The sequence below is a fragment of the Streptomyces sp. NPDC050264 genome, from assembly GCF_040655895.1.
Classification (GTDB): Bacteria; Actinomycetota; Actinomycetes; order Streptomycetales; family Streptomycetaceae; genus Streptomyces.
The window spans coordinates 1-20,045 of sequence record NZ_JBFAKV010000009.1 but is presented as its reverse complement, the minus strand read 5'-3'; the positions used below and the strand labels follow the sequence as shown (position 1 = coordinate 20,045).

Annotated in this window: 19 protein-coding genes; 4 read left to right on the top strand and 15 right to left on the bottom strand. The window is 70.6% G+C overall.

Annotated features, from left to right (window positions below; genetic code table 11):
* Positions 1–474 precede the first annotated feature (474 nt).
* The gene (locus tag AB0J02_RS17645; RefSeq protein WP_363194587.1) at positions 475–1,110 is read left to right on the top strand and encodes a DUF4232 domain-containing protein; all 636 of its coding nucleotides are present in this window, start codon (positions 475–477) and stop codon (positions 1,108–1,110) included.
* 100 nt (positions 1,111–1,210) lie between these two features.
* Here AB0J02_RS17645 and AB0J02_RS17640 read toward each other — a convergent pair whose 3' ends face one another.
* From AB0J02_RS17640 to AB0J02_RS17610, 7 genes are all read right to left on the bottom strand, one after another.
* Entirely contained in the window at positions 1,211–2,383 is a 1,173-nt protein-coding gene (locus AB0J02_RS17640) for a winged helix DNA-binding domain-containing protein (protein ID WP_363194586.1), read from the bottom strand.
* A 29-nt stretch (positions 2,384–2,412) separates the two neighbouring features.
* The gene (hemB, locus tag AB0J02_RS17635; protein ID WP_363194585.1) at positions 2,413–3,405 is read right to left on the bottom strand and encodes a porphobilinogen synthase; all 993 of its coding nucleotides are present in this window, start codon (positions 3,403–3,405) and stop codon (positions 2,413–2,415) included.
* A gap of 100 nt (positions 3,406–3,505) precedes the next feature.
* Entirely contained in the window at positions 3,506–5,182 is a 1,677-nt protein-coding gene (locus AB0J02_RS17630; RefSeq protein ID WP_363194584.1) for a uroporphyrinogen-III synthase, read from the bottom strand.
* On the bottom strand, positions 5,179–6,144 hold the full coding sequence (hemC, locus tag AB0J02_RS17625) for a hydroxymethylbilane synthase (protein WP_363194583.1): 966 nt from the start codon (positions 6,142–6,144) through the stop codon (positions 5,179–5,181). The genes AB0J02_RS17630 and hemC overlap by 4 nt, the downstream gene beginning before the upstream one ends.
* Complete coding sequence (locus AB0J02_RS17620; protein WP_363194582.1) at positions 6,141–7,811, bottom strand: glutamyl-tRNA reductase; 1,671 nt, start codon at positions 7,809–7,811, stop codon at positions 6,141–6,143. Before AB0J02_RS17620 ends, hemC begins: the two co-directional genes overlap by 4 nt.
* On the bottom strand, positions 7,808–8,596 hold the full coding sequence (locus AB0J02_RS17615; protein ID WP_363194581.1) for a redox-sensing transcriptional repressor Rex: 789 nt from the start codon (positions 8,594–8,596) through the stop codon (positions 7,808–7,810). The genes AB0J02_RS17620 and AB0J02_RS17615 overlap by 4 nt, the downstream gene beginning before the upstream one ends.
* Before the next feature lie 332 nt (positions 8,597–8,928).
* On the bottom strand, positions 8,929–9,207 hold the full coding sequence (locus AB0J02_RS17610) for a glutaredoxin family protein (protein ID WP_363194580.1): 279 nt from the start codon (positions 9,205–9,207) through the stop codon (positions 8,929–8,931).
* Between the two features lie 167 nt (positions 9,208–9,374).
* Here AB0J02_RS17610 and AB0J02_RS17605 point away from each other — a divergent pair, with 167 nt between their 5' ends.
* The 3 genes from AB0J02_RS17605 to AB0J02_RS17595 all read left to right on the top strand — a co-directional run bounded on the left by AB0J02_RS17605 (position 9,375) and on the right by AB0J02_RS17595 (position 12,894).
* On the top strand, positions 9,375–10,313 hold the full coding sequence (locus tag AB0J02_RS17605; RefSeq protein WP_363194870.1) for an HAD-IB family hydrolase: 939 nt from the start codon (positions 9,375–9,377) through the stop codon (positions 10,311–10,313).
* A gap of 296 nt (positions 10,314–10,609) precedes the next feature.
* Positions 10,610–11,410 (top strand): ECF subfamily RNA polymerase sigma factor, BldN family, encoded by an 801-nt coding sequence (locus AB0J02_RS17600; RefSeq protein WP_363194579.1) that lies wholly within the window; start codon positions 10,610–10,612, stop codon positions 11,408–11,410.
* Positions 11,411–11,658: 248 nt separating this feature from the next.
* Positions 11,659–12,894 carry a DUF5667 domain-containing protein gene (locus AB0J02_RS17595; RefSeq protein ID WP_363194578.1) on the top strand — a complete coding sequence of 412 codons (1,236 nt, stop codon included), beginning with the start codon at positions 11,659–11,661 and terminating at the stop codon, positions 12,892–12,894.
* Between the two features lie 58 nt (positions 12,895–12,952).
* Here AB0J02_RS17595 and AB0J02_RS17590 read toward each other — a convergent pair whose 3' ends face one another.
* The 8 genes from AB0J02_RS17590 to AB0J02_RS17555 form a co-directional block, all read right to left on the bottom strand.
* Entirely contained in the window at positions 12,953–13,990 is a 1,038-nt protein-coding gene (locus tag AB0J02_RS17590) for a lysophospholipid acyltransferase family protein (RefSeq protein ID WP_363194577.1), read from the bottom strand.
* Between the two features lie 14 nt (positions 13,991–14,004).
* Complete coding sequence (locus tag AB0J02_RS17585; protein ID WP_363194576.1) at positions 14,005–15,075, bottom strand: NAD-dependent epimerase/dehydratase family protein; 1,071 nt, start codon at positions 15,073–15,075, stop codon at positions 14,005–14,007.
* A 255-nt stretch (positions 15,076–15,330) separates the two neighbouring features.
* A complete protein-coding gene (locus AB0J02_RS17580) occupies positions 15,331–15,429 on the bottom strand; it encodes an AURKAIP1/COX24 domain-containing protein (protein ID WP_003948845.1) in 99 nt (32 codons plus the stop codon).
* Between the two features lie 160 nt (positions 15,430–15,589).
* Positions 15,590–15,802, bottom strand: a complete 213-nt coding sequence (locus AB0J02_RS17575) for a helix-turn-helix domain-containing protein (protein ID WP_164560538.1) — start codon at positions 15,800–15,802, stop codon at positions 15,590–15,592.
* 129 nt (positions 15,803–15,931) lie between these two features.
* On the bottom strand, positions 15,932–16,747 hold the full coding sequence (locus AB0J02_RS17570; RefSeq protein WP_363194575.1) for a phosphatase: 816 nt from the start codon (positions 16,745–16,747) through the stop codon (positions 15,932–15,934).
* Positions 16,748–16,841: 94 nt separating this feature from the next.
* Complete coding sequence (locus AB0J02_RS17565) at positions 16,842–18,017, bottom strand: acetoin utilization protein AcuC (RefSeq protein ID WP_363194574.1); 1,176 nt, start codon at positions 18,015–18,017, stop codon at positions 16,842–16,844.
* On the bottom strand, positions 17,968–19,221 hold the full coding sequence (locus AB0J02_RS17560; protein WP_363194573.1) for an MFS transporter: 1,254 nt from the start codon (positions 19,219–19,221) through the stop codon (positions 17,968–17,970). Before AB0J02_RS17560 ends, AB0J02_RS17565 begins: the two co-directional genes overlap by 50 nt.
* Positions 19,222–19,291: 70 nt before the next feature.
* Positions 19,292–19,936, bottom strand: coding sequence for an HAD family hydrolase (locus AB0J02_RS17555; RefSeq protein WP_363194869.1), 645 nt, complete (start codon positions 19,934–19,936; stop codon positions 19,292–19,294).
* Positions 19,937–20,045: the final 109 nt, after the last annotated feature.

Sequence of the window (20,045 nt, the reverse complement as noted above, 5' to 3'; positions counted from 1 at the left end):
CGGGGATTGGTCGCAATAGCGCGGAGGGGGAGCCGCCGCGGCCGAAATATGTCCGGAGTCGGTTCAGGCCCATCGATGGCGGACCGTCACGCAACCGACGTCGCCCCGTAAGGCGCCCACACCTCGTCGGACCGACCGCGCTCCACGCTGAAGGGGGCCGAGCCCAAGCTCGGCCCCCTTGGCGTTTCCGTGGGCACCCGCGAAAGGGTGCTTACGGTGATCGTCGTATGACGGCGTTGTGGTGACAGCCAAGTTCAAGAGCCAGCTGGTCACGGAACCGTCCCAGCGGGCGCCAGCCACGACGCGCCCCGACGCGGGCCCCCGTAGGCGTCCAAGCCCCATGCGCGCATCGCATGTAACAGCCATGTATAAGGGAACGGTAAGACGGAACGGTTCCTTGGTCCGGGGGGGTCCTAGTGATCAGAACCCCCCCGCTCGTGCCGAGCACCCGGCACCGACCGCAAGGAGTAAACGATGCGCGCTCAGAAGATCACCCTCGCCACCCTCGCCCTCGTCGCCGGCCTCTCGCTCACCGCCTGCCAGGGCGGCGACGACAACGCCGCGAGCGGGAACGACTCCGGATCCTCCTCGTCCTCCTCGGAGAACTCCGGCGACAACAGCAGCGCGTCCGGCAGCAACGCCTCCTCCACCGGCGACAAGTCGACCATCACGGAGTCCGCCGAAGGCAGTGGCGGCGGCCAGATCAGCACCGGCACCTGCAAGACGTCGAACCTCTCCGTCAGCGGCACCCACGGCATGGGCGAGGGCACCTTCACCGTCGCCTTCAAGAACACCGGCGGCGACGTCTGCACCCTCAAGGGCTTCCCCGGCGTCGACCTCAAGGCCGACAGCGGCAAGGGCGCCCTCAGCGCCGAGCGCAGCAAGCTCGCCGCCCCGGCCGTCACCCTGAAGGCCGACGAGGAGACCCGCTTCACGCTGCACTACCCGCGCAACGACACCGGCGGCTCCGGCCTGGACATCGTCACCCTCGTCGTCACCCCGCCCAACGAGACCCACTCCAAGAACCTGCCGGTCTCCATCAACCTCCCCGTCTCCGACAGCGCCGTCGGCGCCGTCACGGTGGACCCGGTCGGCACGGGCAAGCAGTAGTCGTACGTACCCGGCCCCGCCCGGCCGAACACAACGGCCGGGCGCCGGTACGCCGCCGGGAACTCGCGCCCCGCAGGCGACCTGAGCCGCCGGACAGGCCCTAGCCGAACACCCGCGTCTCCACCACCGGCAGCCCCTTGACCCACCAGTGGTCATAGCGCCGGTACGCCGCCGCATCCCGCTCCGCCAACAACCGCCGCAGCCCCCGCGCCTCCTCCTCCAGCGCCTCCCACACCTCCCCCGGCAGCGGCCGGAACGCCCCCACCTCGACCCCGGCGCCGCCCTCCGCCATCCGCCAGACCCCTGCCACGTACCCGTCCACGAGGACCGTCGGCAGCACATCCCCGTTCACCCGGATCACGTGCTTGCGGTACGCGGCCGGCAGCACCCGGCCCCGGTCGGCGTACGCGAGCAGCACGCTGTCCCACATCGCCATCAGGCGCGGCGGCGCAGGCACCTCCCCCGCCGGCCTGACACCGCCCGGAACGTCGTACAGCACCGTCCCGCCGGGCCCGGCGAACTCCTCCAGGTCATCGCCGAGCGCCGCCCGCACCCGCCCCTTCTGCACGAGCCCGAACCCGGCGATGTCCGCCACGGACGCCGGCCCGAACCCCTCCAGGTAGCGGCGGACCAGCACTCTCAGGCCCTCCGCCACCACCTCCGGGTCCCGCAGCTCCGGGCGGCGGGTCCCGTCCGCCGCCACGAACCGCTGCCCGGTGCCGGAGACGTACGACCACGGTGCCGCCTCGGCCGGCGCGTGCCACAACGGCGCGTACTGCCGCAGCATCCGCCACGCCGTCGACGCCAACGGCACCTCGACACCCGCCTGTTGCGCGAGCCACGCACCCAACTCCGCCGATCCGCTGGGCACTTCGGCCCGCGAGAGGAGCTCGGGCAGCAGTCCGTCCGCGTCCGCCTCCGTCAGCCCCGACGCCCGGAACCGCGGGTCCCGCAGCCGCGCACCCCGGATCGTCGGCTCCACCGCGGCCCGGAAGGCGCGGTAGTCGTCGACGTGCACCGCGTGCAGCGTGATCCGCATCAGGGTCGACTTCACCACCCGGAACCCGGCCACAGCCGCGTCCAGGTCCCCTGCCCTGAACCCGGCCACCCGGTTCCACAGCGCCACATACGGCGAAGCGGGCTGTTGCGCCTGTAGCGCGACAACCCGCTGCACCGCGTCCTTGACCCCGATCGGCTGCCGCTCGAGCAGCAACTGGCGGGCCAGCGTGGACCTGTTGAGAGCGCGCTCGGTGATCGTCGTCATGCCGGGCATTCTCCCGCGAGGGTCCGACACCGAGGGTTTCAGCCCAACTGCCGCGCCACCTCGGTCGCCCAGTACGTCAGGATCATGTTCGCGCCGGCCCGCTTGATCCCGGTCAGCGACTCCATGATCGCCCGGTCCCGGTCGATCCAGCCGCGCTGCGCCGCCGCCTCGATCATCGCGTACTCGCCACTGATCTGGTACGCGGCCACCGGCACGTCCACCTCGTCGGCGACCCGGGCCAGGATGTCCAGGTAGGGGCCCGCGGGCTTGACCATGACCATGTCGGCGCCCTCCTCCAGGTCGAGCGCCAGCTCCCGCAGGGACTCCCGTACGTTGGCCGGGTCCTGCTGGTACGTCTTGCGGTCTCCCGTCAGCGACGAGCCGACGGCCTCGCGGAACGGGCCGTAGAACGCCGACGCGTACTTCACCGTGTACGCGAGGATCGCCACGTCCTCGCGGCCGATCTGGTCCAACGCGTCGCGGATGACGCCGATCTGACCGTCCATCATGCCGCTCGGCCCGACCACGTGGGCGCCCGCGTCCGCCTGCACCTGGGCCATCTCGGCGTACCGCTCGAGCGTCGCGTCGTTGTCGACGCGGCCCTGCTCGTCGAGGACGCCGCAGTGCCCGTGATCGGTGAACTCGTCCAGGCACAGGTCGGACATGACGATCAGGTCGTCACCGACCTCGGCCCGCACGTCCCGCAGCCCCTGCTGAAGGATCCCGTCCGGGTCGGTGCCGACCGTGCCGAGGCCGTCCTTCTTCTCCTCCAGCGGCACGCCGAACAGCATGATCCCGGAGACGCCCGCCTCGACGGCCTCGACCGCCGCCTTCTTCAGGGAGTCCCGCGTGTGCTGGAACACGCCGGGCATCGTGCCGATCTCGACCGGCGCCCCGATCCCCTCCCGCACGAACGCGGGCAGGATCAGATCGGCCGGATGCAGCCGCGTCTCGGCGACCATGCGCCGCATGGCGGGAGTCGTCCGCAGCCGCCGGGGCCGCGAACCGGGAAAAGAGCCGTACTGAGTCACTGGACCGTCACCTCGTACCTACGCATACCTACGTCAATACCTACGTCAACGAAACAGGGCGGGCACCCGGCCGAAACCGGGCACCCGCCCCCACTCTGTCCTACGGAGCCGCGCGCCTGCGCCGTGCCCCGGGCCGCCGTTCGCTGGGCCGGGTCACCGGATCACCGGCCTCGACGGCGGCATCGCGCCGCCGCGCACCGAAGTCGGCGAGCGCGGCCGCCAGCTTGTGCACCGACGGCTCCGGAGCCATCACGTCGACCCGCAGCCCGTGCTCCTCCGCGGTCTTGGCCGTGGCCGGACCGATACAGGCGATGACCGTCACGTTGTGCGGCTTGCCAGCGATACCGACCAGGTTCCGCACCGTCGAGGACGACGTGAACAGAACGGCGTCGAAGCCACCGCCCTTGATCGCCTCACGCGTGTCCGCCGGCGGCGGCGAGGCACGCACGGTCCGGTACGCCGTGACGTCGTCGACCTCCCAGCCCAGCTCGATGAGCCCGGCGACGAGGGTCTCGGTGGCGATGTCCGCGCGCGGCAGGAACACCCGGTCGATCGGGTCGAAGACCGGGTCGTACGGCGGCCAGTCCTCCAGGAGACCGGCGGCCGACTGCTCGCCGCTGGGCACCAGGTCCGGCTTGACGCCGAAGGCGATCAGCGCGTTCGCGGTCTGCTCGCCCACCGCCGCGACCTTGATCCCGGCGAAGGCGCGCGCGTCGAGCCCGTACTCCTCGAACTTCTCGCGTACGGCCTTGACCGCGTTCACCGAGGTGAAGGCGATCCACTCGTAGCGGCCCGTGACCAGGCCCTTGACCGCGCGCTCCATCTGCTGCGGCGTGCGCGGCGGCTCGACGGCGATCGTCGGGACCTCGTGCGGCACCGCACCGTAGGACCTGAGCTGGTCGGAGAGCGAGGCCGCCTGCTCCTTCGTGCGCGGCACGAGCACCTTCCAGCCGAACAGCGGCTTGGACTCGAACCACGACAACTGGTCGCGCTGGGCGGCGGCGGAACGCTCACCGACCACGGCTATCACCGGGCGGTTGCCCTCCGGCGACGGCAGCACCTTGGCCTGCTTCAGCGTCTGCGCGATCGTGCCGAGCGTCGCCGTCCAGGTCTTCTGGCGCGTCGTCGTACCGGCGACGGTCACCGACAGCGGAGTGTCCGGCTTGCGGCCGGCCGCGACCAGCTCCCCGGCGGCGGCCGCCACCGAGTCGAGCGTCGTCGACACGACGACCGTGCCGTCGGACGCGCCGACCTCGGTCCAGCAGCGCTCGGAGGCCGTGCGGGCGTCGATGAAGCGGACGTCGGCGCCCTGCGCGTCCCGCAGCGGGACACCGGCGTACGCGGGCACGCCCACGGCCGCGGCGACACCGGGAACGACCTCGAAGTCGATGCCCTGCGAGGCGCAGGCGAGCATCTCCCCGCCCGCGTACGTGTCGAGCCCGGGGTCCCCCGTGACCGCACGCACCACCCGCTTGCCGCCCCGCGCGGCCTCCATGACAAGATTGGCCCAGTCCCTCAGAGCCGGGACCACGACGGCAGTTGACGCCTCGTCAGCGGCAGCCGTCCGCCCCGGCGCGTCCGCTTCGAGCACGGTCACGTTCGCCCTGGCGTGCGTGCGTACGACGTCGAGCACTTCGGGCTCGGCGATCAGCACATCCGCTCGGGTCAGGGCCTCCACGGCCCGTAGTGTCAGCAGTCCTGGGTCACCGGGACCGGCACCAAGGAAGGTGACGTGCCCAGGTGCGCAGGCGGTCGATTCAACGGTGGTGGGGCTCAAAGTGCTCGCTCCCCCATCAGACCGGCCGCACCCTTGGCCAGCATCTCGGCGGCGAGTTCCCGCCCGAGAGCCAGCGCCTCGTCCTCGGACGAGGGCACGGGACCGGTGGTGGACAGCTGCACCAGCTCGGTGCCGTCGGGGGTACCGACGACGCCGCGCAGGCGCATTTCGGTGGCAATCTGCCCGTCGGCCAGCAGGTCGGCCAGCGCACCCACAGGTGCGCTGCAGCCGGCCTCCAGGGCGGCGAGCAGGGCTCGCTCGGCGGTCACGGCGACCCGGGTGAGCGGGTCGTCCAACTCGGCGAGTGCGGCGGCGAGTTCACCGTTCGTGGCGGTGCACTCGACTGCCAGTGCCCCCTGACCGGGGGCGGGCAGGACGATGTCGGTCGCGAGGAGGTCGGTGACCTCCGCCACGCGGCCGATGCGGTGGAGCCCGGCGGCCGCCAGGACGACGGCGTCGAGCTCCCCCTTCTCGACGTAGCCGATGCGGGTGTCGATGTTCCCGCGGATCGGCACGGTCTCGATGGTGAGGCCGTGGCTCAGCGCGTACGCGTTGAGCTGGGCCATGCGGCGCGGCGAACCGGTACCCACGCGGGCGCCGGCCGGCAGCTCGGTGAACGTCAGGCCGTCCCGCGCGATCAGGGCGTCCCGAGGGTCCTCGCGCAGCGGCAGCGCGGCCAGCGTGAGCTCCTCGGGCTGCGCGGTCGGCAGGTCCTTCAGGGAGTGCACGGCGAAGTCGATCTCGCCGCGCACCAGCGCGTCCCGCAGGGCGGTGACGAAGACTCCCGTCCCGCCGATCTGCGTCAGGTGCTCACGGGAGGTGTCCCCGTACGTCGTGATCTCCACCAGCTCGACCTCACGGCCGGTCAACTGGCGTACGGCTTCGGCGACATGCCCGGACTGGGACATGGCCAGCTTGCTGCGCCGGGTCCCCAGCCTCAGTGCTTTGTCGGCGGCGGTCATGCCGGGCCTCGATTCTTGCCTACCGCGTCTTCACGGTCTTGGGGGGCGGCCCGGGAAACGGATGCGACCGTCTCCTGGTCCAGGTCGAACAGGGTCCGCAGCGCGTCCGCGTACCCGGCACCGCCGGGCTCGGCGGCCAGTTGCTTGACCCGTACGGTCGGCGCGTGCAGCAGTTTGTCCACCACGCGCCGCACGGTCTGGGTGATCTCCGCGCGCTGCCTGTCGTCGAGGCCGGGCAGCCGGCCGTCCAGACGCGCGATCTCGCCGGCCACCACGTCCGCGGCCATCGCACGCAGCGCGACGACGGTCGGTGTGATGTGCGCGGCCCGCTGGGCGGCGCCGAAAGCGGCGACCTCCTCGGCCACGATCGCCCGCACCTGGCCCACGTCGGCGGCCATCGGGGCGTCGGCGGAGGCGTCGGCGAGGGACTCGATGTCGACGAGGCGGACCCCGTCGATCCGGTGCGCCGCCGCGTCGATGTCACGCGGCATCGCCAGGTCGAGAAGGGCGAGCCCGACCGGGCGGACCGGCTCGGGGACGCGCTCGCGGCGCATCTCGGGCACCCGGCCCGCGACGGCGAGCGCGGCGATGGCCTCGGCCTCGGAGAGTTCGGCGGGGCGCACGCGCTCGCCCGGAGCGTTGTCGACCCAGGCGCCGTGCTGTTCCAGCGCGGCCGCGTCGAATCCGGCGACGGCGGCCTCGCCCTCGACGGAGAACCCGCCGCGCACCGCGTCGACCGGGCAGCTATCGGCAACACCCTTGCCGGTGGCGGAAGTTGAGGACGCCGGTACGTCGCCGCCGGCGGTCGGCGTGCGTCCGGCGACGGCCGCGCGCACCGCGTCCGCGGTCAGCACGAGCCCGGTCGCCCCGGTGCAGGAGATGGCCACGTCGGCACGTGTCAGTTCGTCCGCGACGGCGCCCATGGCGACGGCACGAGCCGCTGTACCCGCCTCGCCCAGGCTGTTTCCGTAGTTCTCTTCGAGAAGGGCCACCAGCCGGTCGGCGCGCTCCACCGTCCGGTTGGCGACGACGACCTCGGCCACCCCGGCGCGCGCGAGCGTCGCCGCGGCCAGCGACGACATCGAGCCCGCGCCGATCACGAGCGCCCGCTTGCCCCGCGCCCACTCGGCCACCGGCTGCCCGACGGCGAGCTGTTCGAGACCGAAGGTGACGAGCGACTGACCGGCCCGGTCGATCCCGGTCTCGGAGTGCGCGCGCTTGCCGACCCGCAGGGCCTGCTGGAAAAGGTCGTTGAGGAGCTTGCCCGCGGAGTGCAGCTCCTGCGCACGGGCGAGCGTGTCCTTGATCTGCCCGAGGATCTGGCCCTCGCCGACCACCATCGAGTCGAGCCCGCACGCCACCGAGAACAGGTGGTGCACCGCCCGGTCCTCGTAGTGCACATAGAGATAAGGAGTGAGCTCGTCCAGACCGACGCCACTGTGCTGGGCGAGCAGCGTCGACAGCTCGGCGACACCGGCGTGGAACTTGTCCACGTCCGCGTACAGCTCGATGCGGTTGCAGGTGGAGAGCAGCGCGGCCTCCGCGGCCGGCTCGGCGGCGAGGGCGTCCTGCAGCAGCTTGGCCTGGGCGTCCGGGTGCAGCGCGGCCCGCTCCAGGACGCTGACCGGGGCACTGCGGTGGCTCAGCCCTACGACGAGGAGACTCATGCCGGCATCACGGCGGGCACGTCCCCGTCGGGTCCCTTGCGGTCTGCGGCGATGGTGGGCTTGGTGACCTTGGCGGCCGGGCCCTCGACACCCACGGCGCCCTCGGCGGCGTCGAGCGCGCTCTCGCCGGCCTTGCGCTGCTCGTGGAACGCGAGGATCTGCAGCTCGATGGAGAGGTCGACCTTGCGTACGTCGACGCCGTCCGGCACGGACAGGACGGTCGGCGCGAAGTTCAGGATGGAGGTGACGCCCGCGGCGACGAGCCGGTCGCAGACCTGCTGCGCGGCGCCGGCCGGGGTCGCGATGACGCCGATGGAGACGCCGTTGTCGTCGATGATCTGCTCGAGCTCGTCGGCGTGCCGCACCGTCATGCCGGCCACGGACTTGCCGGACATCGCCGGGTCGGCGTCGATGAGGGCCGCGACGCGGAACCCGCGCGAAGCGAAACCACCGTAATTGGCAAGCGCCGCACCGAGGTTGCCGATACCGACCATGACGATCGGCCAGTCCTGCGTGAGGCCGAGTTCGCGCGAGATCTGGTAGACGAGGTACTCGACGTCGTAGCCGACGCCCCGGGTCCCGTACGAGCCGAGGTACGAGAAATCCTTGCGCAGCTTCGCGGAGTTGACCCCCGCCGCGGCCGCGAGCTCCTCGGAGGAGACCGTGGGCACCGAGCGCTCCGACAGAGCGGTGAGGGCTCGGAGGTACAGCGGGAGACGGGCGACGGTGGCCTCGGGAATTCCTCGGCTGCGGGTCGCCGGTCGGTGAGTTCGGCCAGTTGCCACGGTGCTCCTGCGGGTAGAGCGGGGCTGCGGGCGGCTCTTCGTTTCCGGACCGCCCCGTCGAATGCAGGCTATGTCTTTGTGAACGCGTGCACAAAGATGGTGTCCGATTTGCCCGGCCAACGTGACCGGGGTCACGCGCCCCCGGCGCGCTCTGGTGGAACCGGCGCGCAGGCAGCTTCGTTGCTCACCTGTGGGGGGCAAAACCGCACACTCTCCTTACGATCCAAGCCCCCCGACACCAAACCGCCCCCGATCCTAAGCGACTTTGGGGACCAGTTGGACTCGTCGGTCAGTGACGTTCGCGACCGGGGGAGGCTTCCGTGCGCGCTCCGCTACTGCGTGAGCGCACGCCGCAACCGCTCCTCCTTCACTCGCCAGAAGTCATGCTGCGCACCATCGACGAGAACGACCGGGATCTGCTCCCAGTACTTGCGGTACAAGTCCTCGTCCTCGGTGATGTCCTTCTTCTCCCAGCCCGCGCCGACCTCGGCACACACCTTCTCGATCACCGCCTGTGCGTCATCGCACAGATGGCAGCCGGGCTTTCCGATCAGCGTGACGACACGCTCCTGCGGGTTCTTCTTCTCGCCGCGGCGAAAAATGGGACTCATACCGGCCATTCTGACCCTGCCTCCGGACCTCGTACGACGCCGGGATTTCACCCAGTGACAGCTTCCCGAAATCCGCGCGACTCCGGAAGCACCGAACAGACTGGCTATGCTCACGCCATGTCCCGCCCGTCGCCCGACCGCCGCCCTGGTAGGAGGCAACCGTGCCGCTGATCGGATTCGGATGGCTCACACCCCGTAGGCGCCCCGCCACCGCGCGGAGCGTGCTGGCCGGCGAGGCTTCGGCGGAGGCCGCCCGCAAGACCTCGCAGGAACTGGAGGAGCAGGCCCCGCCCCTCGGCCGCACCGGAGAGGAAGCGGAGTTCCCGGTCGTCGGCGACGACAAGGCCGCCGCCTTCTTCGACCTGGACAACACCGTGATGCAGGGCGCCGCGATCTTCCACTTCGGCCGCGGCCTCTACAAGCGGAAGTTCTTCCAGCGCCGCGAGCTGACCCGGTTCGCCTGGCAGCAGGCCTGGTTCAGGATCGCGGGGGTCGAGGACCCCGAGCACATGCAGGACGCCCGCGACAGCGCGCTGTCCATCGTCAAGGGCCACCGCGTCTCCGAGCTGATGTCCATCGGCGAGGAGATCTACGACGAGTACCTGGCGGAGCGGATCTGGCCCGGCACCCGCGCCCTCGCCCAGGCCCATCTGGACGCGGGCCAGAAGGTCTGGCTGGTCACGGCCGCCCCCGTGGAGATCGCCACGGTCATCGCCCGCCGGCTCGGCCTGACCGGCGCCCTCGGCACGGTCGCCGAGTCCATCGGCGGCGTCTACACGGGCAAGCTCGTCGGCGAACCGCTGCACGGCCCCGCGAAGGCGGAGGCCGTCAGGGCGCTGGCGTCCGGGGAGGGCCTGGAGCTCGGCCGCTGCGCCGCGTACAGCGACTCGCACAACGACATCCCGATGCTCTCGCTCGTCGGGCACCCGTACGCGATCAATCCCGACGCGAAACTGCGCAAGTACGCGCGGGAGCGGGAGTGGCGGCTGCGGGACTATCGCACCGGCCGCAAGGCCGCGAAGGTCGGCATCCCGGCCGCGGCCGGCGTCGGCGCCGTCGCGGGCGGCACCGCCGCGGCCATTGCCCTGCACCGACGGCGCCGCTGACCCGGGGTCTTACCCACCCCCGGCTCCGGCCAGTCCCGTTGATACCACTCGGCCACAACGCGTCACCGCCGTAGCCCGAACATGACCTAATCCGATCAGCAAGTGGTCACTCTCCGGCACTTGAAGCATCGTCGATCAGCTACAGAAGTGACGTAATCGGTGATTTGAGCAACTGGGTGTAGCGCTCCCTGCACGAAGCGTTATTCTCCTCAGACGCATTCCGGCACCCACTCGTCAGTACGACGAGTGAACGGTTCCGCACTGCACGTGATGGAAGCTCTGCCTCTGGGAGTCCCGTGTTTCAACACGTCGGGGTTGACGCCTCGGGCCTGGCTACGCTGCGCGCAACGGTCGTGGACCGCTTGCGCGGCTTCGTCCCCACCGCGTACGCCGTCCCCGCCCTCGCCGTCGCCGCACCCGCCGGCCCGTGCTTCGCCTTGGCCGACTCCGGTGCCGCCACAGTCGGCAGACGGACACGCTCCGGTGCCGCCGGCGCATCCGGCACATCGGCGACGTCCACCCCTGCCCGCCGTCCCGCCGCGGACAGCGACAGCGCCCGCATGATGGACCTGGTCGAGCGCGCCCAGGCCGGAGAGGCCGACGCCTTCGGGCGGCTCTACGACCAGTACAGCGACACCGTGTACCGCTACATCTACTACCGCGTCGGCGGGAAGGCGACGGCCGAGGACCTCACCAGCGAGACCTTTCTGCGCGCCCTGCGCCGCATCGGCACCTTCACCTACCAGGGCCGTGACTTCGGTGCCTGGCTGGTCACGATCGCGCGCAATCTGGTCGCCGACCACTTCAAATCGAGCCGTTTCCGCCTCGAAGTGACCACCGGCGAAATGCTCGACGCGAACGAGGTGGAGCGTTCCCCGGAGGACTCGGTCCTCGAATCCCTCTCGAACGCCGCCCTGCTCGACGCCGTACGCCGCCTCAACCCACAGCAGCAGGAGTGCGTCACGCTGCGCTTCCTGCAGGGGTTGTCCGTCGCCGAGACCGCCCGCGTGATGGGCAAGAACGAGGGCGCGATCAAAACCCTCCAGTACCGGGCCGTGCGCACGCTGGCCCGGCTGCTCCCCGACGACGCCCGATGATGAACCTGTCACCGTCCGCGATTCTCAACTCACCTGCTGTGAAGGTGAGATGTGATCGCGGTCGGATCATCTTTCGTCCGTAACCCAAGTGCCGCGCCGCTCGTTGTGCGGGATGCAGGCTCCCTGTGGTCACTCCTGGACCGACTTCGCTCACTCGTTCGTGTGCAAGCCGTCGGGGCGTGAAACCCTCAGGACCCCTTGGGGAGTCGACATGGGAGTCGACGTCATGACGAGAGGAGGTGCCGCCAGTGATCGCGAACGTATCGGCACACCGGCGGGCGAACGCCTTCGCCCAGGCCCTGGAGGACCAGTCCGACCTGGACCCGGCGGCGCAGCAGCCGGAAGAACCGGCCGCTCAGCAGAGCGACCAGTCCGGTCGAACCGACCGGGACAGGCTTCTGTCCCTAGCCTCCGGCCTCGGCGAGCTGCCCAAACCGGAAATGGACCCCGAGGTCAAAGTGGTGCAGCGGGCTCAGCTCGTCGCCGCCATGGAGGCAATGCTCCAGGAGGGCGGTGTGGGCACCGCCGTACCGGAGCAGCGGTCGCGGGCCAAGGGAGCCCACCGGGCGACCTCGCTGGGCAAGTTGCGCCCCCGCTCACGCCTGTCCAAGGGGCTCGCCGCGGGCGGGCTCACGGTCGGCGTGGCCGCGGGCGCGTTCAGCGGAGTGGCCGCCGCGAGTTCCGGCGCCCTGCCGGGTGACAATCTCTACGGCCTCAAGCGCGGCATGGAGGACCTGAAGCTCGGCATGGCCGACAGCGACTCCGACCGCGGCCAGATCTACCTGGACCAGGCGTCGACGCGGCTCAACGAGGCGCGGCGGCTGATGGAGCGCGACCGCGGCGGTCACCTCGACCACGAGTCCGTGGGCGAGGTCAGGCGCGCGCTCTCCGGTATGCGGTACGACGCCTCCGAGGGCCACCGGCTGCTCAGCGAGGCGTACCGCAAGGACGGCTCGCTCGGCCCGATCCAGGCTCTGAACGCGTTCTCCGAGTCGCACCGCAAGAGCTGGGGCGCCCTGCGCGACCGGCTGCCGGTCCAGCTCGGTGACGTACGGGACGAGGTGAGCTCGGTCTTCGACGCCATAGACCAAGAGGTCGACCCGCTGCGTTCGCTGCTGCCGCAGCCCCCCGCACCGGGCGGCTCCACGGGCACCGGCCACGGCGGCGGTACGTCACCGGGCGCGTCCGGCACCGACCGGTCGGCTCCGTCCGGCTCGGCCGGCACCGATCACCGGGGCGGCAGCTCCAGCAAGCCGAAGCCGTCCAACTCCGGCAGCGGCCACGGCAAGGACGACGACGGCCTCCTCGGCGAGACCACCGGCGGCCTCCTGGACCCGCCGAAGGACGAGAAGACGAGCCCGACCCCGTCGGCCGGCAAGTCCGGCTCCGGCCCCACGGGCCCGGCCAAGCCGGACGTCACGCTGCCCCCGCTGCTGCCCGGCCTGCTGCCGGGCCTCGGCATCGACGGCGAGGACGCCGAGTAGCACGACGCAAGCAGCAGGGCCCGGGGCTTGCCCCGGGCCCTGCTGCTTGCGTCCGCCGTCAGAAGAACACCGACCTGCGCTGCACCAAGAGCTTGTAGAGCGTGTGCTGGATCTGTTCCCGGACCTGATCGGTCAGGTTGAACATCAGCATCGGGTCCTCGGCGGCCTCCGGCGGATATCCGTCCGTCGGGATCGGCTCGCCGAACTGGATGGTCCACTTCGTCGGCAGCGGCACGGCGCCGAGCGGCCCCAGCCACGGGAACGTGGGCGTGATCGGGAAGTACGGGAACCCGAGCACGCGCGCCAGCGTCTTCGCGTTGCCGATCATCGGGTATATCTCCTCCGCCCCGACGATCGAGCACGGCACGATCGGCGTCCCCGCCCGCAGCGCCGTCGACACGAACCCGCCCCGGCCGAACCGCTGCAACTTGTACCGCTCGCTGAACGGCTTCCCGATACCCTTGAACCCCTCCGGCATCACCCCGACCAGCTCGCCGCCCTCCAGAAGACGCTGCGCGTCCTCCGCACAGGCCAGCGTGTGCCCGGCCTTGCGCGCCAGCTCGTTGACCACCGGCAGCATGAAGACCAGGTCGGCCGCGAGAAGGCGCAGATGGCGACCGGCCGGATGGTTGTCGTGCACGGCGACCTGCAGCATCAGGCCGTCCAGCGGCAGCGTCCCGGAATGGTTGGAGACGATCAGCGCCCCGCCCTCCGACGGGATGTTCTCCACGCCCTTCACCTCGACCCGGAAGTACTTCTCCGCGATCGGCCGAAGCATCGACATCAGGACCTGGTCGGTGAGTTCCTCGTCGTAGCCGAACTCGTCGACCTCGTACTCGCCGGTGAGCCGCCGCCGCAGGAACGCGAGCCCGCCCGCGACCCGCCGCTCCCAGCCCCCGCGCTCCGGGCCCGCCGACTCGGATTCCGGTTCCGGCTCCCGCAGCGGCAGCGGCTTGACCTCACGCACGTCCCCGGCGCCCAGGGGCTCGCCCCCGCGCCGGGTCCCGCCACCGGGGCCCCTGCGGCGCGTGGCGCCCTTCCCGGTGGCCCCCCGCGACCTGTCGTCGTCGAACGGAATGACCTTGGCATCCGCCATCGTTCACGCGCTCCTCAATTGGCGCTCTGCGTAAGGGAGTGGCCGGGTGTGCGCCCGTCCAGGAAGGGCAGCGACGCGATCCTGTCCACCGCTGCCGCCACGGCCTGGGGCGGCAGCAGCCCGGGGCCCCGGCCGCGGACGAAGTCCGCGAAGGTCTCCGCGGTCGTGTACTTGGGACGGAAGCCGAGCGTCTCCCTCATCTGGTCCGTCGACACCATCCGCCCGTGGGTGAGCAGCCTGATCTGCTCGGGGGAGAAGTCCGTCGCGCCCAGCGTACGCAGCGCGCCGCCCACCCAGGTCACGGCGGGCAGCAGGACCGGGACGGTCGGCCGGCCCAGCCGGCGCGAGCACTGCGACAGCAGCAGTACGCCGTCACCCGCGATGTTGAACGTGCCGCTGTTGAGCGTCCCGCGCTCGGGGTGGTGGGAGGCCACCCGCAGCACCTCGATCACGTCGTCCTCGTGCACGAACTGCAGCCGCGGGTCGTAGCCGAACACGGTCGGCAGGACCGGCAGCGAGAAGTACTCGGCGAGCGGCGAATCGGCTGTCGGGCCGAGGATGTTGGCGAACCGCAGCACGCACACGGCGACGTCCGGGCGGCGCCGGGCGAACCCGCGCACGTACCCCTCGACCTCGACGGTGTCCTTGGCGAAGCCACCGCTCGGCAGCGACTTCGGCGGCGTCGTCTCGGTGAAGACGGCCGGGTCGCGCGGCGCGGACCCGTACACGTTCGTACTCGACTTCACCACGAGCCGCTTCACGTTCGGCGCCTTCTGGCACGCGCCCAGGAGCTGCATCGTGCCGATGACGTTGGTCTCCTTGACCGAGCCGCGGCCGCCGCTGGCCAGCGGGGTCCCGGTGACGTCCATGTGCACGACCGTGTCCACGGAGTACTCGGCGAGCACCCGCGCGATCGTCGGCTGCCGGATGTCGGCCTGGAGGAAGTCCGCCCCGCCCAGATGGTGCGCGGGAGGCACCGCGTCCACACCGATGACCCGGTCCACTTCCGGATCCCGCTGGATCCGCCGCACGAAACGGCCCCCCAGCTGCCGGGCCACCCCGGTCACGAGCACGACCTTGCCCAAGATCAGCGCCTACCTTCCGTCCCAGCCCCGCCGCGCTCCGCATCCCATGCTCGCGGCTCACGTTAGCGGTTCGATGTTGCGCTGTGATGACCACTCGATGCGGGAAGTGACGACAGCCACAGGCGTACGTACAGATCAATGCCTACTGCACGAGGACCCGCGACCACGAGTGCCTGGCGGAACATGTCCGAAACGCACTGCGGCCCTCCCACCGAACGGTGAAAGGGCCACAGACCGCGCTGATGCTGCGGTCGCTTACTTCTTGTTGCGACGCTGCACGCGCGTGCGCTTCAGCAGCTTGCGGTGCTTCTTCTTCGCCATCCGCTTACGGCGCTTCTTGATAACAGAGCCCACGACTACCCTCGCTCACTTCTCGGACAACCCCCGCAATGCGGAGACGATCACTCGGTGCGGGGCTGCATTGGGGCCCACACGACCTACGGAGGGCCAGCGTACCCCGCCCGAGCGCCGAGCTTGTAATCGAGGGGACCCCGGGCTCTCCCGGGGGTGCCGATCAGCCCGTTTCCACCCCCACATAGGACTCGCGGAGGTACTCGTGAACCGCTTGCTCGGGGACGCGGAAGCTCCGCCCCACCCGGATCGCGGGCAGATGACCGCTGTGCACCAAGCGGTACACGGTCATCTTGGACACTCGCATGACCGAAGCGACTTCCGCGACGGTCAGGAACTGCACCTCGTTCAGAGGCCTACTCTCACCAGCAGCCATGTCACACCTGAACCTTCCGCACTCGACGGCCACCGGCTTCCCCTTCCGGTGACTCAACGTCGTTGCGTGCTCACTCCCCAGACTAGGGGCGTGTGGTGCGAGTGGGGAAGAGGAGCAGCGATCGGCCGCCTACTGTGACAGACACGCTCGATTGAGTACATAGCGAGTAAGCGGTCGGTAGTAATCAGACCGCACAGCGTCATCAAGCGGAACGACGACGGACACCTGCCCCTCGGCCTCACCGACGAACAGTGCGGGATCATCCGTATCTGCCAGGCCGATGGCGTCGAACCCCAACTGACCTGCACCGCAGACCCATCCGTGGTCCCCCACTACAAGGTGCGGAAGCGGTCCGCCGGCCTCCGCACAGGCGGCCAGTGCGGTGCGAACCGGGAGTGGCGAGTGGCTGTGCGCGCCGGTCTCCACGCCGGGCGGCCACGCCCCGGGTTCCCTCACCAGCGCGACTCCTCGTACGTAGTCAAGGTTGTACGTGCGTAGGCCGAACCGGGTCGTTATGTCGATACTGCTACCCTGCGCAGGGGTGAGGACCACACACCCCAGCGCCGACAAGGCGTCCGCCAACGCGGCGTAGAAGCCGAGCAATCGGTGCGGATGTCCGGTCCCGAAGAGCACCGGGGAGCGGGAGTGGGCGGCCCTGCCGAGCCGGTCCCCGAAGGCGTCGAGCGCCGCCAGGGTCCGCTCCGGGTCGATGACGTCGAAGCCCGAGGTGTGGCCGGGGTCGCGGGACACCCCGCACTTGTCGGCCATGAGGGCGAGCAAGTCCCGCTGCCCCCAGGCCCATTCGGGATCGAGGCCGAGCAGCACACGCGGGTCCCGCGCCTCGAAGAGGCGGTAACTGCGCAGACTCTCCTCGCGGGAGGTCGCCACGGGCCCGGCGAGCCGAGCCGCCAACAGGTGGGCACGCAAAGCGCCGGTGCTCAACACGCCTGTGATGCTGCTGCATTGAGCCACCGGATACCCCTAAAACGCCTGAATACCCCACAGTCGGAGTAACCCCGGGCGTTTGTCCGAACAGGCCCTACGGCAGCAACCCCCGCAGCGGGAACGCCGCTTTACGGGTGGCCAGGATCGCCTGGTCGAGGCGGTCCTCGGGGTCGTAGCCCGCCTCCCACTCCCGGTGCTCGACGGGCCAGCGCCCGTCGGTCATCCGCCCCGGCGCCAACTGCCGCGTACGGGCGAAGACTTCCTGCCGCCAGCCGTCCGGGATCACGGTCTCGGGCGCGATCTCCCGGCCGGCCGCGACGGCGACCAGATGCGTCCACGACCGCGGCACGACATCCACGACGGCGTATCCGCCGCCGCCCAGAGCGACCCAGCGCCCGTCGGCGTGCTCGTGCGCCAGCTCATGACAGGCCACCTGCACGGCCCGCTGCGCGTCGAGCGACACCGCGAGATGCGCGAGCGGATCCTCGAAGTGCGTATCGGCCCCGTGCTGGGTCACCAGCACCTGCGGCCGGAACTCCGCGAGCAGCTCCGGTACGACGGCGTGGAACGCGCGCACCCATCCCGCGTCCCCGGTCCCCGCCGGCAGCGCGACGTTGACGGCCGTCCCCTCGGCGGGACCGTCAGGCCCGGTCTCCTCGGGCCACCCGGTCTGCGGGAACAGCGTCCGCGGATGCTCGTGCAGGGAGACGGTGAGGACGCGCGGGTCCTCCCAGAAAGCGGCCTGCACACCGTCCCCGTGGTGCACGTCGACGTCCACGTACGCGACCCGCTCGACGCCCAGCTCAAGCAGCCGGGCGATGGCGAGGGCCGCGTCGTTGTACACGCAGAACCCGGACGCGGCGCCCGGCATGGCGTGGTGCAGCCCGCCGGCGAAGTTCACGGCGTGCAGGGCCTCTCCGCGCCACACGGCCTCCGCGGCCCCGACCGACTGCCCGGCGATCAGCGCGGACACCTCGTGCATACCGGCGAACGCCGGATCGTCGACGGTCCCGAGGCCGTACGACCCGTCGGCGGCACCCGGATCGGCGGACGCGGCCTTGACCGCCTCCACGTAGTCCTGGCGGTGCACGAGCCGCAGCGTCGAGTCCCCGGCCCGCTTGGCCGCGACGACCTCGATGTCCCGGTCGAGCCCGAAGGCATCGACGAGACGCCGGGTCAGGTCCAGCCTGACCGGGTCCATCGGATGATCCGGCCCGAAGTCATACCTCGTTACCGCCGGGTCCCACATCAACTGCGCGCGGCCGCTCATGCCTGCCACCGTATCGGTCCGTCCCGGAGCCGAACGAAGGGGCGTAGACCAGCGTCACCAGCACCAACGCCATCGGCACGAGCATCGCCCAGCGGTAGCTCCACGCATCGCCCAGGGCCCCCACGAGCGGCGAACCCACCAGAAAACCGACGTAGTTGAAGATATTGAGCCGCGCGACAGCGGCATCGGACGCTCCGGGGAAGAGCCGCCCCGCGGCGGCGAAGGTCTGCGGCACGATCACGCACAGCCCGAGCCCGAGCAGCGTGAACCCCGCCATCCCCACCCAGGGCCCCGGCGCCAGCGCCACCACACCGAACCCCGCGGCGGCCACCAGCGTCCCGAGCCGCACCACGACCACGGCCCCGAACCGCCGCACGCCCACATCGCCCGCGGCCCTCCCCACCAGGGTCATCACCATGTAGACGTTGTACGGAACCGTCGACAGCTGCTCCGAGCTCCCCAGCACGTCCTGCAGATACTTCGCGCTCCAGTTGGAGACCGTCGAGTCCCCGATGTACGCGAAGGCCATCACCAGGCACAGCGGCAGCAGCATCTTGAAGACGACACCGCCCGCCTCCTGCGGCACCGCGTCCTCGGGGGCGCCCACGCCCCCGTCGACGTACCACCGACTCCCCACGAACGCGGCGGGCAACAGCACCGCGACCACCGGCAGATACGACACGAACAGCGACAGATCCCAGTGGGCCCCGGCCCACGCGACCGAGGCCCCGACGATCCCACCAAGGCTGTACACCGCGTGAAAACCCAGCATGATGCTGCGCCCGTACGCCCGCTGCAGGCTCACCCCGAGCATGTTCATGGACGCGTCGAGAGCACCCACGGCGAGCCCGAACGCCCCGAGCGCGACAGCCACCTGCCACAGGGTCTCCCCCGCGCCCACGCCGAGCAGCGCCAGGAGCACGACGGGCTGCGACCACCGCAGCACCCGGCTGGGCCGCACCCGCTTCACCAGCTGCTCGGTGCCGACGCTCCCGACGCCGGCCAGGATCGGCACGGCGGCCAGGAACACGGGCAGCAGCCCGTCCGAGATCCCGTACTGGTCCTGAATGGCGGGGATCCGCGTCACCAGCAGCGCGAACGCCGCCCCCTGTGCGAAGAAGCCGAACCCCAGCGATCTTCGCCCCCAGCGCATCGCGCCGGTTATGCCACTCGTTCCATCCGTGCCATCCGTGCCATCGGTCATGGCGGCACAGCGTAGGCCTCCGCCTTACCGGTGGGTAGATGGATCAGAGAACCAAAAGACGACCGTGACCTCAGCCGAGCAGCCCGGGCAGCTCCCGCATGTCTTGGAAGAGTTCACCGGCCCCGGCCAGCCGCGCGGCCGGCGTCATCGCGGTGAACCCGTACACGTCCATCCCGGCGGCCACGGCGGCCTGCACCCCGAGCGGACTGTCCTCGACGACCAGGCACTTCTCGGGCGCTACGCCCATCCGCTCGGCGGCGTACAGAAACAGATCCGGTGCGGGCTTCCCCCGCCCCACGTCCTCCGAACTGAAGACCCGCCCTTCACCGAACCACGTGTCGAGCCCGGTCGTCCGGTGCCCGACGCGAATCCGCTCATGGCTCCCGGAGGACGCCACGCAGTACGGCACCCCGTCGGCGGTCAGCTTCTCCAGCACGTCGACCACACCGGGCACGGGCTTCAACTCCCGCTCGAAGGCGGCGAATACCCGCCCGTGGAACACGTCGTCGAACTCGGCGGGAAGCCGCTCCCCGGTCCGCTCGAGCACGAGATCGTGTACGCGGTGCATGGCGGCGCCCATGTAGTCGCGCAGCGAGTCCTCGTACGAGGTCGGGTGCCCCAGTTCGGTGAGGTAGCCGGCGAGGAGCGTATTGGAGATCGGCTCACTGTCGACGAGTACGCCGTCGTTGTCGAAGATGACGAGTTCATAGCGCATGCTCATGACCCTAAACGCAGAAAAGCCCCGTGCCGAATGGCACGGGGCTTTTCTAAATTTAGTTCGGCGGCGTCCTACTCTCCCACAGGGTCCCCCCTGCAGTACCATC

Bases quoted from the DNA above. Each gene is read 5' to 3' on its own strand.
- AB0J02_RS17640 (WP_363194586.1), bottom strand. From the start codon at position 2,383: ATGCCCGGCATGACGACGATCACCGAGCGCGCTCTCAACAGGTCCACG.
- AB0J02_RS17555 (WP_363194869.1), bottom strand. From the start codon at position 19,936: ATGCGCTATGAACTCGTCATCTTCGACAACGACGGCGTACTCGTCGAC.
- AB0J02_RS17565 (WP_363194574.1), bottom strand. From the start codon at position 18,017: ATGAGCGGCCGCGCGCAGTTGATGTGGGACCCGGCGGTAACGAGGTAT.
- AB0J02_RS17645 (WP_363194587.1), top strand. From the start codon at position 475: ATGCGCGCTCAGAAGATCACCCTCGCCACCCTCGCCCTCGTCGCCGGC.
- AB0J02_RS17560 (WP_363194573.1), bottom strand. From the start codon at position 19,221: ATGACCGATGGCACGGATGGCACGGATGGAACGAGTGGCATAACCGGC.
- AB0J02_RS17575 (WP_164560538.1), bottom strand. From the start codon at position 15,802: ATGGCTGCTGGTGAGAGTAGGCCTCTGAACGAGGTGCAGTTCCTGACC.
- AB0J02_RS17610 (WP_363194580.1), bottom strand. From the start codon at position 9,207: ATGAGTCCCATTTTTCGCCGCGGCGAGAAGAAGAACCCGCAGGAGCGT.
- hemC (WP_363194583.1), bottom strand. From the start codon at position 6,144: ATGACCGCCGCCGACAAAGCACTGAGGCTGGGGACCCGGCGCAGCAAG.
- AB0J02_RS17620 (WP_363194582.1), bottom strand. From the start codon at position 7,811: ATGAGTCTCCTCGTCGTAGGGCTGAGCCACCGCAGTGCCCCGGTCAGC.
- AB0J02_RS17590 (WP_363194577.1), bottom strand. From the start codon at position 13,990: ATGGCGGATGCCAAGGTCATTCCGTTCGACGACGACAGGTCGCGGGGG.